The sequence below is a fragment of the Mesorhizobium sp. WSM4848 genome (genome assembly GCF_055811375.1).
The window spans coordinates 1-14,055 of the sequence record NZ_JBVVPX010000009.1 but is presented as its reverse complement, the minus strand read 5'-3'; the positions used below and the strand labels follow the sequence as shown (position 1 = coordinate 14,055).

13 protein-coding genes are annotated in these 14,055 nt (G+C 62.9%); 4 read left to right on the top strand and 9 right to left on the bottom strand.

Annotated elements, in window-relative coordinates; all coding sequences use genetic code 11:
- Positions 1-30 precede the first annotated feature (30 nt).
- The 6 genes from AC0L16_RS11100 to AC0L16_RS11075 form a co-directional block, all read right to left on the bottom strand.
- Positions 31-1,662, bottom strand: a complete 1,632-nt coding sequence (locus AC0L16_RS11100; protein WP_473620717.1) for an ABC transporter ATP-binding protein — start codon at positions 1,660-1,662, stop codon at positions 31-33.
- Positions 1,659-2,798 (bottom strand): ABC transporter permease, encoded by a 1,140-nt coding sequence (locus AC0L16_RS11095; RefSeq protein ID WP_473620715.1) that lies wholly within the window; start codon positions 2,796-2,798, stop codon positions 1,659-1,661. The genes AC0L16_RS11100 and AC0L16_RS11095 overlap by 4 nt, the downstream gene beginning before the upstream one ends.
- A complete protein-coding gene (locus AC0L16_RS11090; RefSeq protein ID WP_473620714.1) occupies positions 2,798-3,892 on the bottom strand; it encodes a microcin C ABC transporter permease YejB in 1,095 nt (364 codons plus the stop codon). Before AC0L16_RS11090 ends, AC0L16_RS11095 begins: the two co-directional genes overlap by 1 nt.
- Positions 3,893-4,066: 174 nt before the next feature.
- Positions 4,067-5,953, bottom strand: coding sequence for an extracellular solute-binding protein (locus AC0L16_RS11085; RefSeq protein ID WP_473620713.1), 1,887 nt, complete (start codon positions 5,951-5,953; stop codon positions 4,067-4,069).
- Positions 5,953-7,830: an extracellular solute-binding protein gene (locus tag AC0L16_RS11080; protein WP_473620712.1), complete on the bottom strand. Its 1,878-nt coding sequence runs from the start codon at positions 7,828-7,830 to the stop codon at positions 5,953-5,955. The genes AC0L16_RS11085 and AC0L16_RS11080 overlap by 1 nt, the downstream gene beginning before the upstream one ends.
- Before the next feature lie 160 nt (positions 7,831-7,990).
- Entirely contained in the window at positions 7,991-8,668 is a 678-nt protein-coding gene (locus tag AC0L16_RS11075; protein WP_473620710.1) for a c-type cytochrome, read from the bottom strand.
- Positions 8,669-8,861: 193 nt separating this feature from the next.
- On the opposite strand from AC0L16_RS11075, the gene AC0L16_RS11070 reads away from it, so the two are divergent.
- The 4 genes from AC0L16_RS11070 to AC0L16_RS11055 all read left to right on the top strand — a co-directional run bounded on the left by AC0L16_RS11070 (position 8,862) and on the right by AC0L16_RS11055 (position 12,126).
- Positions 8,862-9,590 (top strand): 3-deoxy-manno-octulosonate cytidylyltransferase, encoded by a 729-nt coding sequence (locus AC0L16_RS11070; protein ID WP_473620708.1) that lies wholly within the window; start codon positions 8,862-8,864, stop codon positions 9,588-9,590.
- A gap of 27 nt (positions 9,591-9,617) precedes the next feature.
- Positions 9,618-10,481 (top strand): prephenate dehydratase, encoded by an 864-nt coding sequence (locus tag AC0L16_RS11065; RefSeq protein ID WP_473620707.1) that lies wholly within the window; start codon positions 9,618-9,620, stop codon positions 10,479-10,481.
- 44 nt (positions 10,482-10,525) lie between these two features.
- The gene (locus AC0L16_RS11060; protein ID WP_473620705.1) at positions 10,526-11,329 is read left to right on the top strand and encodes an alpha/beta hydrolase; all 804 of its coding nucleotides are present in this window, start codon (positions 10,526-10,528) and stop codon (positions 11,327-11,329) included.
- Positions 11,330-11,475: 146 nt separating this feature from the next.
- A complete protein-coding gene (locus AC0L16_RS11055; RefSeq protein WP_473620703.1) occupies positions 11,476-12,126 on the top strand; it encodes a glutathione S-transferase family protein in 651 nt (216 codons plus the stop codon).
- On the opposite strand, the gene AC0L16_RS11050 is transcribed toward AC0L16_RS11055, so the two are convergent.
- Genes AC0L16_RS11050 through AC0L16_RS11040 form a run of 3 tightly spaced genes read right to left on the bottom strand, consistent with a single transcriptional unit; the run spans position 12,123 to position 13,833 of the window.
- Positions 12,123-12,416, bottom strand: coding sequence for a Dabb family protein (locus tag AC0L16_RS11050; protein WP_473620701.1), 294 nt, complete (start codon positions 12,414-12,416; stop codon positions 12,123-12,125). The two genes, AC0L16_RS11055 and AC0L16_RS11050, sit on opposite strands and share 4 nt — an antisense overlap.
- Before the next feature lie 19 nt (positions 12,417-12,435).
- Positions 12,436-13,377: an NAD(+) diphosphatase gene (gene nudC, locus AC0L16_RS11045; protein ID WP_473620699.1), complete on the bottom strand. Its 942-nt coding sequence runs from the start codon at positions 13,375-13,377 to the stop codon at positions 12,436-12,438.
- A gap of 36 nt (positions 13,378-13,413) precedes the next feature.
- Entirely contained in the window at positions 13,414-13,833 is a 420-nt protein-coding gene (locus tag AC0L16_RS11040; protein WP_123146493.1) for an HIT domain-containing protein, read from the bottom strand.
- Positions 13,834-14,055 lie beyond the last annotated feature (222 nt).

Genomic DNA, 14,055 nt, shown 5'->3' with positions numbered 1-14,055 from the left:
GGCGGGTTCTTTTTCCTTATGCGCTACAGCCTACTCGCTGACGATGCCGACCGGTGCCGTTTCGATCCTGAATGCGGCCGAGATCAGCGCCTTGGTATAGTCGGTCTGCGGCCGTTCGAAAATCTGTTCGGACGGGCCGGCTTCGACGATCCTGCCATTGCGCATGACGATGACGTCGTTGGCAAGCGCGCGAATGACCTTCAGATCGTGGCTGATGAACAGATAGGCGAGGTCGTGCTTCGCCTGCAGGCTGCGCAGAAGATCGACCACCTGCGCCTGCACGCTCATGTCGAGCGCCGAGGTCGGCTCGTCCAGCATGACGAAGCGCGGGTTGAGCACCATGGCGCGGGCGATGGCGATGCGCTGGCGCTGGCCGCCGGAAAACTCGTGCGGGTAGCGATTGCGCGTGGCGGGATCGAGCCCGACTTCCCCGAGCACATCGATGATGCGATTGTCGCGCTGATCGGGCGACAGTTTTGGCTCGTGGATCTTCAGCCCTTCCTCGATGATCTCGGAGACCGACATGCGCGGGCTCAACGATCCGAACGGATCCTGGAAGACGATCTGCAACTCGCGCCGCAGCGGCCGCATGGCGTTGAATGACAGCTCGTTGATGTCGCGCCCGTTGAACCGGATGGTCCCGGTCGACGAGATCATCCTGGCCAGCGCCAGGCCGAGAGTCGTCTTGCCCGAGCCGGATTCGCCGACGACGCCGAGCGTCTGGCCGGCGCGCACGGTGACATCGATGCCGTCGACCGCCTTCACATTGTCGACGGTGCGCCGGAAAAAGCCCTTTTTGATCGGAAACCAGACTTTGATGTCGTTGCCGGTCATCACTGGCTTCGCGGCTGCGTTGGCGGCGGGCGGCTTGCCCTTCGGTTCGGCGGCCAAAAGGTGCCGCGTATAGCTGTGCTGCGGGCTGGCGAAGATTTCCTTCGTCGGGCCGGTTTCGACGATCTTGCCCTTGGTCATCACGCAGACCCGGTCGGCGATCTTTCTGACGATGCCGAGATCGTGGGTGATGAACAGCATCGACATGCCTTTGCGGCTCTTCAACTCCGCGAGCAGTTCGAGGATCTGCGCCTGCACGGTAACGTCGAGTGCGGTCGTCGGCTCGTCGGCGATCAGCAGTTCCGGCTCGTTGGCCAGCGCCATGGCGATCATGACGCGCTGGCGCTGGCCGCCGGAAAGCTGGTGCGGATAAGCGTCGAGCCGCTTCTCCGGCTCGCGGATGCCGACCTCGTTGAGCAACTCCAGGGTGCGTGCCTTGGCTTGGCGGTCACGCAGGCCTTGGTGCAGCGTCAGCACCTCGACGATTTGCTGCTCGATGGTGTGCAGCGGGTTGAGCGAGGTCATCGGCTCCTGAAAGATCATGGTGATCTTGTTGCCGCGCACGCGGCGCAATGCCTTCTCGTCGGCAGCGAGCAGATCGGCGCCCTGGAACAGGATCTTTCCCGACGGATGGCTGGCGGCCGGATAGGGCAGCAGCTTCAGCACCGACAGCGCCGAGACCGACTTGCCGGAACCGGATTCGCCGACCAGCGCCACCGTCTCGCCCTTGGCGATGTCGAAGGAGATGTGATCGACGGCCATCGACTGGCGGCCTTCCTGCGCAAAGGCGACGCTGAGATCGCGCACGGAGAGGAGAGGGGCTTCGCTCATCTGAACGTCTTGCGCGGATCGAAGGCGTCGCGGGTCGCTTCGCCGACGAAGACCAGCAGCGACAGCATCAGCGAGATGACGACGAAGCCGGAAATGCCCAGCCATGGCGCGTTGAGGTTGCGCTGCGCCTGCTTGAGGAGCTCGCCCAGCGAGGCCGAGCCGGGCGGCAGGCCGAAGCCAAGGTAGTCGAGCGAGGTCAGCGTCGAGATCGAGCCGCTGAGCAGGAAGGGCAGGAAGGTCAGCGTCGCCACCATGGCGTTGGGCAGCAGATGCCGGAACATGATAGTACCGTTGGGTACGCCCAGCGCGCGGGCGGCGTTGACATATTCGAAGTTGCGGGCGCGCAGGAACTCGGCCCGCACCACGCCGACCAGCGCCACCCAGGAGAACAGCAGCATCAGCCCGAGCAGGATGAAGAATCCGGGCGGCAGGATGGCGGCGACGATGAGCAGCAGATAAAGCACCGGGATCGCCGACCAGATTTCTATGAAGCGCTGGAACAGAAGGTCGGTCCAGCCGCCGAAATAACCCTGCAATGCGCCGGCCGTCACGCCGATCAGCGCCGAGCCGGCGGTGAGAATCAGGCCGAACAGCACCGAGACCCTGAATCCGTAGATGACGCGCGCCAACACGTCGCGGGCCTGGTCGTCGGTGCCCAGCCAGTTCCAGTTGCCGACGACGCAATTGGGGTCGGCGGCACCTTGCGGATACTGGTTGCAACGTGTCTTGACGTCATAGAGCCAGGACGGCTTGGTCGGTGCCGCCTCGGGAATGGCGTTGTTGACGGTCCGGTAGGAGTAGCGGACCGGCGGCCAGATCATCCAGCCATGAGCATTGATCTCGTCCTGGATGACCGGGTCGCGATAGTCGGTGACCGCATAAAAGCCGCCGAACTTCTCCTCGGGATAAGCGACCACGACCGGAAACAGGATCTCGCCCTTGTAGGAGACGAGGACCGGCTTGTCGTTGGCGATCCATTCGGAAAACAGCGACAGCACGAAAAGCACGAGGAAGATCCACAACGACCAGTAGCCGCGCCGGTTGGCCCTGAAATTCTGCAGCCGCCGCTGGTTGAGCGGCGACAGCCAGGGCCGTGCGATCCGCTCCGGCGCCGTTTCGGCTGCGGCCCCGGCCATCAGACGTCTCTCCGCTCGAAGTCGATGCGCGGGTCGACCCAGGTATAGATCAGATCGGACAGCAGCCCGACGATCAGGCCAAGCAGCGAGAAGATGTAGAGATTGGCGAACACCACCGGGTAGTCACGCTCGACCACCGACCTGAAACCGAGCAGGCCGAGGCCGTCGAGCGAAAAGATGTTCTCGATCAGCAACGAGCCGGTGAAGAAGGCCGAGATGAAGGCGCCGGGAAAGCCGGCGACGACGATCAGCATGGCGTTGCGGAAGACGTGGCCGTAGAGAACCCGCCGTTCCGACAGGCCCTTGGCGCGCGCGGTCACCACATACTGCTTGCGGATTTCCTCGAGGAACGAATTCTTGGTCAGCAGCGTCGTGGTGGCGAAGGCCGACAGCACCAGCGCCGTCAGCGGCAAGGTCATGTGCCAGAGATAGTCGACGATCTTAGCCGGCCAGGACAACTGGTCCCAATTGTCGGAGGTGATGCCGCGCAGCGGGAACCAGTCGTAGAACGATCCGCCCGCAAACAGCACCATCAGCAGGATGCCGAACAGGAAGCCCGGAATGGCGTAGCCGACAATAACGACGCCGCTGGTCCATACGTCGAATGCCGAGCCGTCCTTGACCGCCTTGCGAATGCCGAGCGGGATCGAGATCAGGTAGGACAGCAGCGTGATCCACAGCCCGATCGAGATCGACACCGGCATTTTTTCCATGATCAGATCGATCACCGAGATGTCACGGAAATAGCTGTCGCCGAAATCGAACCGGATGTAGTTCCACAGCATCATGCCGAAGCGCTCGAGCGGTGGCTTGTCGAAGCCGAACTGCTTTTCCAGCTTGGCGATGAATTCGGGGTCGAGGCCTTGGGCGCCGCGATATCTCGAACCGGCGTCGCCGGCCGCGTCGAAATTGCTGGCGCCGGCATCACCACCGCCGCCGCCAAGGCGATCGCTGCCGCCCTGGTTGGTCAGCCGGGCGATGACCTGCTCGACCGGCCCGCCCGGCGCGAACTGGATGACGGCGAACGACACCGCCATGATGCCGAACAGGGTCGGGATCATCAGCAGGATGCGGCGCAGGATATAGGCGCCCATCAGTTTTTACCCTCCCCTTTGTGGGGAGGGTCGATCCGCGAAGCGGAGCGGGGTGGGGGTACTTTCAAGTCAATGCATGCGCCAGCACCCCCACCCCGGTTCGCCATCCGCGCAACGCGCGGACTGCTCACCGACCCTCCCCACAAGGGGGAGGGTGAAGTGCTGCGCAACATCTCACCCTTTGCCAATCTTTGCCGCCTTGTCCTTGTCGAACCACCATAGCGTCTCGACCGGAAAGCCGAAATCGGGCTTCTGCTCGGGAAAACCGAACATGTCCCAATAGGCGACTCGGTGATTCGCGAGATAATATGTTGGAATCCAGTCTAGCCGCGCGCGCAAGACCCGATCGAGCGCTTTGAGCGCCGTGACCAGTTCGATCCGGCTCTGCGCCTTGCCGGCTGCCTCGATCAGTGCGTCGACGGCTTTGCTTTCCGTGCCGGGATAATTGCGCATTCCCGGCGTTTTCGCCATCCGCGAATCATAGAGTATCTCCAGGCCGTCGGCAGTCGGCGTCGCCCCGATCGACCAGGCGAGCAGGTTGAAATCGAAGTCGAAATTGCTCTGCCGCTGTTCATACTGCGTCGAATCGACCTGCCGGATCGAAGCGTCGATGCCAATCGTTTTCATGTTCTCGGCCCACGGCGAGAAAAGCCGAACGATGCCGTCATCCTCGGCCAGCATTTCCACCCGCAGCCGCTCGCCCTTTTCATTGACGACGAAATTGCCCGCCCGCTTCCAGCCGGCTTCGGCAAGCAGTCTCGAAGCCGCGCGCAGCAGCTTGCGGTCGTGACCGGAACCGTCGGAAACAGGCTGCATCACCGCTTCGCCAAAGGTTTCCGGCGGCAACTCGGCTCGAAACGGCTCAAGCAGGGCCAATTCCTCGGGCGAGGGCAGGCCCTCGGCCTTGTAATCCGACTGTTCGAAGTTCGATTGCGAGCGCTCATAGGCGCCGTAAAACAGAACCCGCCTGGTCCATTCGAAATCGAAGCAATTGGCGATCGCGCGTCTGACGCGCACATCGCGGAATTGCGCACGGCGCTGGTTCAGCGCGACAGCCTGCATGGATGGCGTCTTCTCGCCGGGAAATTCGCGTTTGACGACCCTGCCGTCCTGCAGCGCCGGGAAGTCGTAGCCGGTCGCCCACACCCGCGAGGTAAATTCCTCGCGAAAATGTGTGTCCCCCTTCTTCAGGGCTTCAAACGCTGCCTGGCGATTGATGTAAAAATCGATGCGGATGCGGTCGAAATTATAGAGGCCGCGGTTCACCGCCAGATCCCTGCCCCAATAGTCGGCGACGCGCTCATATTCGACGGTCTGTCCAGCCGCCACGCGCCCTATTTTGTAAGGTCCGGAGCCGAGCGGCGGTGTCATCGACGAGGCATCGAAATCATTGACCGTATAAAAGGCTTTGGACACGATCGGCATGGCTACGATCGCCAGGATATTCTGCGCGGATTGTTTGCCGTTGAAGGTGAGGTCGACTGTAACCGGATCGGCCGCAACCGCTTCCGTCATATGCCGCAACGCCTGCGAGAGGTTCGGATGGCCCTTGTCCTTGTACAGCTTCAATGCGAAGGCGACGTCCTCGGCGGTCAGTGGCGAGCCGTCATGGAAGCGCGATTGCGGTCGCAGGCTGAAGCGGAAGCCATTGCGGTCCGGCGACAAGGTAACCGACTCGGCAAGCCGGCCATAGACCGCATCCGGCTCATCGAGTGCGCTTGCCATCAGCGAATCGAAACAGAGTTCGGTGCGCGGCGGCGATTCCCCCCTCAACACCAGCGAATTCAGCGTGTTGAACGTCAGGAAGCTCTGGTTGAAGGTGGAGTTCGGCGGTGCGAAATTCATCTGACCGCCCTTGGGCGCGTCCGCATTGACATAGTCGAAATGCGTGAAACCTGGGGAATATTTGAGGTCGCCGAAGGCCGACAGGCCGTGCAGCTTTACGCCTGTCGGGATGGCGGCGAAGGCCCGGCCTGGCAGCAGCGCCGCCGCCGCGGCCGCAGTGCCCAAGGCCAGAAAGTCGCGGCGGGCCAAAAAGTCACCGCGAGGCAGCGCCGCCATCAATTGCCACTCTTGTATTTTGCCGCCAGCGCCTTTTCCTTGTCCGGGTCGATCCACCAGGAATTCTGGTCGACGCCGCTATAGGTCGGCTGCTTTTCCGGGATGCCGAACTTGTTCCAATAGGCTATCCAGACCGCCGACCGATGGTGTTGCGGCACGACATAGTAATTCCACAGCAGCACCCGGTCGAGCGCATGGGTGGCAGCAACCAGATCGTCACGGTCGGTCGCAAATATGACGCGGTCGACCAGCGCATCGACGACCGGATTCTTGATACCGGCGTAGTTGCGCGATCCAGGCGTGTCTGCGGACTTGGAGCTCCAGAAGTCACGCTGCTCGTTGCCAGGCGAATCCGACTGCCCCAACTGCGATATGGTGACGTCGAAATCGAAATTGTTGACGCGGTTGATGTATTGGGTCTGGTCGATCAGCCGCAACGTGGCGTCGACACCGATCTTGCGCAGATTGGCGATGTAGGGACTGGAAAGGACCTGGTCGGTGTCGTTCCAGCCGAGGATTTCGAACTTGAAAGGCTCGCCCGTCTTGGCATTGACCATCTTGCCGCCCTTGATCACCCAGCCCGCCTTGGCGAAGAGATCGACCGCAGTCTTGAGATACTTGCGTTCCGCCTGTGGCGAATCGTAGACCGGCAGCTCGAATTCCTGGGTGAAGACTTCGGGCGGCAGCTTGTCGCGATATGGCTCGAGGATTTCCAGCTCCTTGCCTTGCGGCAGGCCGCTCGATGCCAGTTCGGTGCCTTGGAAGTAACTGCTGGTACGGGTGTTGGAACCGAAGAACAAGGTACGATTCATGCTCTCGAAGTCGAGCGGGTAAGTCAGCGCGGCGCGCACCAGACGATCCCCAAACAACGGACGCCTTGTGTTGAGCATGAAGGCCTGCATCGGTTCGGGTGAGGCGGTCTTGAATTCCTGCTTGATGACGTCGCCTGCCTGGACCGCCGGGAAATTATAGGCGGTGTTCCAGCGCCTCGAACTGTTTTCCGACCTGATGTCATGCAGGCCGCCCTTGGTGAAGGCTTGCCAGGCCGCATTGTCGTCGAGAAAATAGCTGAAACGCTGCCTGTCGAAATTCTCGCGGCCAATCTTCACCGGCAGTTTGGCAGCCCAGTAGTCCGGAACCCTCTGCCAGATGATTTCAGAACCCGGCTTGAAGCTGGCGATCTTGTAGGCGGCGGATCCGAGCGGCGGCTCCTGTGTCGGCCTGGTGATGTCGCGCTTCTTGCCGTTGGCGTCGGTGCCTTCCCACCAATGCTTCGGCAGCACCACGAGGTCGCCGAGGATTTTCGGCAACTCCCGGTTGCCCTTCTGGTCGAAATGGAACTCGACCTCGCGGTCGGAAACCGCAATCGCCTCGGTGACATTCTCGAAATAGCGGCTGTACATCGGGCTGTGGTCCTTCAGCACCTGAAACGACCAGATCACGTCCTCGGTGGTGATCGGCTTGCCGTCGTGCCATTTCGCCTGCGGGTCGAGGCGGTAGGTCGCCGAGGAATAGTCGTCCGGATGTTTGTAGGCATCGGCGATCAACGGATGGCTGACGCTGCCTTCGTCGGTTGCCTGCTCCATCAGCGTGTCGTAGATCAAGCCGCCGCCGAATTGTGCAAAACCGGCTGCCGGCGAACCCTGGACGATATAGGGATTGAAGCTGTCGAACGTGCCAAGCACCACCGAATTCAGCGTGCCGCCCTTCGGCGCGTTCGGATTGACGTAATCATAGTGCTGGAAGTTGTCGCCATATTTGGATTCGCCGATCAGCGACGAGGTGGTGCGCCATTCGTCCGCGAACACTGCCTGCAGGCCGCCGGCAAAAGCCGCCACAACCAGCATCGATCTGAGAAACGTTCGGCCAACCGTCATGCCTTCTCCTCTGTGCGATAGCTGTCCGCGGACAATCTAGTTCATTTGACGCTCATGAAAACCGCGCCAGGCCGGCTTTGTCGCCGCACATGCGCTTTTCCCATTGAAAAAGCCGGGCTGAACCCGGCTTTTTCAAGGAATGTTTCGATTTACAATTGCGTTATTGCGCCGGAGCTGGTGCGGGAGCAGCAGGGGCCGGCGCCGGTGCGGCCGGCGCCGCACCCTCAGCCGGCTTGGCCGGCGCCGCGCCTTCGGCGGGCGCGGCTGCATTCTCGGCCGAAGCGCCGGGTGTCGGCAGCGGCTTCGGACTGTCCGACAGCGTGCGCAGATAGGCGATGACGTTGGCGCGGTCCTCGTCCTTCGGCAGCCCGGCGAAGCCCATCGCCGTGCCCTTCACCAGCTTCTTCGGCGAAAGGAGAAAATGATTGAGGTTGTCGTAGGTCCACTTTTCCGCGCCGCCCTTGGAAAACTCCTTCATGCCGGCCGAATAGGCGAAGCCCGCATGCTCGGCGATGGGACGGTCGACGATATCCCAGAGATCAGGGCCGACTTTGTTCGGTCCGCCTTTTTCTCCGGTGTGGCAGGCCTGGCACTTCTTGAACACGGACGCACCCGCCTCGACATTGGCGTTGGCCAGGAGGTCGGCGATCGGCTTGGCTTCTGCAGCGGGGGCTGCCGGGCCGCCCTCGGCAGGCTCCTCGGTCGCCTCGATGGCGTAGCCGGGTTTTTCCGGTGCGGGAGAGGCGAACAGCGCGTCGGAGATGATGCCGACCGAGAAGACGACGAACACGGTTCCGAGCAGGCCGCCGATCAGCTTGTTGATTTCGAAAGAGTCCATACGCCCCAGGCTCCCTTTTCCGGCGGACCGATCCGTCCACTCCGTCCGTCGGTAATCGTGAACCACCCCGCGAGGCGGTCAAATCGGGCGGAAACTAGGTCTTTTGCTCTGGCGTTGCAACACCTATAAGGGCGCTTCCAGTGAGACCTTTTGCCACTTTTCCCTTCCTCTTTTTCGGATGCTTCATCACCCGATGTCCACGCTCATCCTCATCCCCGCCCGCATGGCCTCGACCCGCCTGCCGGGCAAGCCGCTGGCCGACATCGCCGGCGTTCCGATGATCGTCCATGTCGCCCGCCGCGCCGCCGAGGCCGGGCTCGGCCGGGTGGTGGTCGCCACCGATACCGACAGCGTGGCGGACGCGGTGCGGACGCACGGTTTCGAGGCGGTGATGACGCGCGTCGGCCACGAATCGGGCTCAGACCGCATCTTCGAAGCGCTGGCCACGCTGGATCCCGGGCGCAAGGTCGAAACGATAGTAAACGTGCAGGGCGACCTGCCGACCATCGATCCCGACATCATCAAGGCCGCGCTGAAGCCTTTCGAGGATGCGACGGTCGACATCGCCACGCTTGGCATCGAGATCGTCCGCGACGAGGAAAAGACCAATCCGAACGTCGTCAAGATCGTCGGCTCGCCGCTGTCGGAGACACGGCTGCGGGCGCTCTATTTCACCCGCGCCACCGCACCCTGGGGCGAGGGGCGGCTCTATCATCACATCGGCCTCTATGCCTATCGCCGCTCAGCGCTCGAGCGCTTCGTCGCGCTGCAGCCGTCGCCGCTGGAACGGCGCGAGAAGCTCGAGCAGTTGCGGGCGCTGGAGGCCGGCATGCGCATCGATGCCGAGATCGTAAAGTCGGCGCCGTTCGGCGTCGACACGCCGGACGATCTCGAACGCGCCAGAAGCGTCCTTTCAACCTGAGACATTTGGACACCTGAGACATTTGGCATGCCTGAGAAAACCAACAGAATAGCCTTCCAGGGCGAGCCGGGCGCCAATTCCGACACCGCCTGCCGCAACATGTTCCCTGAATTGGAGCCGTTGCCGTGCCCGACCTTCGAGGATGCTTTCAACGCGGTCGAGACCGGCAAGGCCGACCTCGCCATGATCCCGATCGAGAACACGATTGCCGGGCGCGTCGCCGACATCCATCATCTCCTGCCGGAATCGAAGCTGCACATCGTCGGCGAATATTTCCTGCCGATCCATTTCCAGCTGATGGTTCTGCCCGGCGTGAGGCGCGACGAGATCAAGACCGTGCACAGCCACATCCATGCGCTCGGCCAGTGCCGCAAATACATCCGCAAGAACGGCTGGAAGCCGGTGGTCGCCGGCGACACGGCGGGCGCCGCCAAGCTGGTCGCCGAACTGAAGGACCGCACCATGGCCGCGCTGGCGCCGGCGCTGGCCGCGACGCTCTACGGGCTCGACATCATTGAGGAGAATGTCGAGGACACCGACAGCAACGTCACCCGCTTCGTCGTGCTGACCAGGAACAGGCAGTGGGCAGAACGTCCCTCGGCCGACGCCAGGATGATGACGACGTTCATTTTCCGCGTCCGCAACGTGCCGGCCGCGCTCTACAAGGCGATGGGCGGCTTCGCCACCAACGGAATCAACATGACCAAGCTGGAGAGCTACCAGCTCGGCGCATTCACCGCGACCCTGTTCTACGCCGACATCGAGGGCCATCCCGACGACCCGCTGGTAAAACTGGCGCTCGACGAGCTTGCCTTCTTCTCGCGCGAAATGCGGATTCTGGGCGTCTACCCGGCCAGCCAGTCGCGCGAGCAATGGAAGGTGGCGGACTAGCGCAGCGCCTTGCCAGGTGACGAGCGCCGGGCGACATTGCTGCGATGTGGCTTCTGAAACTGACGCTGGCGGCCGCTGGATTGTATGCGGTGATTGTTGCGGTCGTGTATGTGCTCCAATCCTGGCTGATCTTTCCGGCCGGTCTTGCGGCGTTCGGACCCGATCTGCCGGCCGGGGCACGCCATGTCGAGCTGGCGACGGAGGATGGCGAGCGCGTCGTCCTGGTCCTCCTGCCGGCAAGGCAAGCGCCGGCCGAGCCGCGTCCGCTGCTGCTCGGGTTCGCCGGCAATGCCTGGAATGCCGACGCACTTGCCCTGATGCTGCACCAGCTGTTTCCCGAGCATGAGGTCGCTGCGCTGCACTACCGCGGCTATGCGCCGAGCAGCGGCAGCCCGTCGGCCGCCGCCCTGTTCGAGGACGCCCGACGCGCCCATGACCAACTGACCAGCGATGCCAAAGCCGGCATCGTCGCCGTCGGCCTTAGCATCGGCGCTGCGGTTGCAGCGGATCTGGCGACGGCCCGGCCGTTGCGCGGCATCGTCATGGTGACGCCCTTCGATTCGCTGAGAGAACTCGCCGCTCACCACTATCCCTGGTTGCCGGTGCGCCTCTTGCTACGGCACCGCATGGAAGCGGCGGAAGCTCTGCGCGACCTCGATGTGCCGACGGCCGTCATCACCGCCGAGAACGACACCATCGTACCTGCGGCGCGTTCGGCGCCTCTGCGCGAGGCTGCGCGTGACCTGCGCAGCCACATCGCCATAGCGGCTGGCCACAACGACCTTTATGGCCATCCCGACTTCGCCGGCGCGCTACGCGCCTCCGTCGCGGCGGTCATGCGCGATTGAAAAGCAGTCCCCGGATGTCGGAATTCCGGCGCGACATACGTCCTTTGCTTGCCACAATCGAAGAAGGGAGACGACGAGATGAGGAAACGGATCTCAATCGACGACGTCACGCACGATGGCGTCATGCAATCATCCGGAGCCTTCCAATGATCCCCACCATCACCGCCTTTGAGCAGTCGCCCGACCGCGGCAGGGGACTGGCGCGTGACATGCGGGTTCGCTGGGCGCTTGAAGAAGTCGGCCAGCCCTTCAAGGTTCGTCTCGTTTCGTTCAAGGCGATGAAGGAACCCGCGCATCTCGCGCTTCACCCTTTCGGGCAGATTCCGACCTATGAGGAAGGCGATCTCGCGCTGTTCGAGTCGGGGGCGATCGTGTTCCATATCGCCGAGCGCCATGCTGGCCTGCTGCCAGATGATGCGGATGCCCGGGCGCGCGCAATCTCATGGATGTTTGCCGCGCTCAACACCGTGGAGCCGCCGATCCTTGAACGCCAAACCGCCGTGCTCCTGGAGCGCGGCGAGACCTGGCACGAACAGCGCCTGCCCATGGTCGATGATCGCATCCGCGACCGGCTGGGCGAGCTTTCCGGTCGCCTTGGCGATGCCGACTGGCTCGATGGCGCGTTCAGCCCCGGGGACCTGATGATGGTGCACGTGCTGCTAAGGTTGAGCGGGTCGGGTATGCTGGACGAATATCCGAACCTCTCCGCCTATGTCGCCCGTGGCGAAGCCCGGCCCGCCTACCAGCGTGCTTTCGCCGCTCAACTGGCGGTTTTCACTGGCAAATCACCAACTTAACTCAGCGGCGCGTAGTCGATCTCCAAAAACGCCGCGACCTCCGGGATCCAGCGGTCGCGGACGAAGGCGACGTGTTCGGGATGGTCGTTGTAGCGGGAATAGGCAGCCTGGTCGGCGAACTCCATCGAGAAGCCGAAGCGATAATCGTTCTTCGGGCTGACCTGCCGCAACTGCTCGAATTTCTCGACGCCCGGTATCGCCGCCAGTATTTTGGCGTCTTCCAGAAATTTTGCCTCCTCGGCCGAGCTCTCCTTGTGCTTCAGCCTGAACACCACTGTATGACGGATCATCTTTGCTTCCCCTGCAAGGCTATGCGCTGTCGGCCCAGGCGCGGATGAGGTTGTAGGCGATCGCCCCCTTCGGCGGCGTGACCAGGCCGCCCGGATGCTCGCGGGCCAGCATCGACAGCACCTCGTCGCGAAAGAACCAGCGGCAGTCTTCCAATTCGTTGAGGTCGGCCTGGATGTCGTCGTTGAGCGGCTCGCCGAAGCAGCCGATCATCAGCGAATAGGGAAACGGCCAAGGCTGGCTGGCGTGATAGACGACGCGGCCAAGCCGGATGCCGGCTTCCTCCAGTGTTTCGCGGCGCACCGCCGCCTCGATCGTCTCACCAGGTTCGATGAAGCCGGCAAGCGCCGAATACATGCCGGGCGCGAAATGGCGGCCTCGGCCGAGCAGGCATTTTTCACGCGTCGCCGTCAGCATGATCGCCACCGGATCGGTGCGCGGAAAATGCTCGGTGGCGCAGGCCGGGCAAAGCCGCTTGTAGCCGCCGGCCCGCATCGCGGCTTCGGCGCCGCATTTGCTGCAGAAGCGGTGGCTGGCATGCCAGGCGAGCAATGCAGCTCCTTGCGCCATCGCGCCGGCCGCCGCCTCGTCGATCAGCCCCTGCATATAGACCGAGCGATAGTCGATGGCCTTGATCGTATCGGGCAGCTGTTCGGGATCGACGCCGGCCGGCACGGCGAGCACCGGGCCGCTATCGGAAAAACCGAGCAGGACGCCATGGTCGAGCGACACCTGGAGCGGCCGGCTTTCCTCGGCGCCGAACCAAGGGTCGAAGCCGCCACCGCTGAGCTTCAGATAGAGCCGCCCGCCATGCATCAGCAAAAGCCTGGCTGAGGGATCGGCGAGCGCCTTTTCGACGGAATCGTCGGCACGGTTTTCCGATTGCCGGTCGATCATGTTGCCGGCGAAGCCGACGAATTGGCTTGGCTCGCGCAAGGGCGCGTCAAACAGGCGGAAGCTCATCGGAGACTCAAGATTCAGGATGGACACGGGACAGGCTTATAGCGCCGCCTTTATCTGTTGCGCAAACCGGCGCAGGTCCGAGCGCTGGTAGGGCTCGCGCATGCCGTGCCCCCACACCGGGCCCGGCCAGCCGGGATCGCCTTCCGAGCGGGCTATGACATGGACATGCAACTGACGCACGATATTGCCGAGTGCGCCGCTGTTGATCTTGGTGCAGCCGGTCACGCTTTTCAGCGCCTGCGCCACCATGTTGGTCTCGAAGGTCAGCATCGCCTGGTCGAGCGGCGTCAAATCATGGATTTCCTCCGCACCCGGCCGCTGCGGCACCAGAAGCAGCCACGGCCAGCGACGGTCGTTCATCACCCGCAATTCGCACAGGCCGAGCCACATCAACTGCTCGCTGTCGGCCTCCAGACGAGCATCCAGCGTGAATCCGGCCTCGAGGCCCGGCGACATCGGCGTTTCCTTCATTTTTGTAGTATTTTTTACTCCATGGACGCTAGAGCGGCTGCCGTTAGCCCGCAAGAGGGCCGCAAGCGAATCAAGGACTATCGTGGCGATGATGGTCCGGCGAAGAACGCAGGGTATGGCTGTCAAGACCTGGGTTCCTCGCCCACCGCGAAGCGGGGGAGAGGTGGGCGCGCAGCCGCCCGCGCGGGGGGGGGGGGGGGGGGGGGG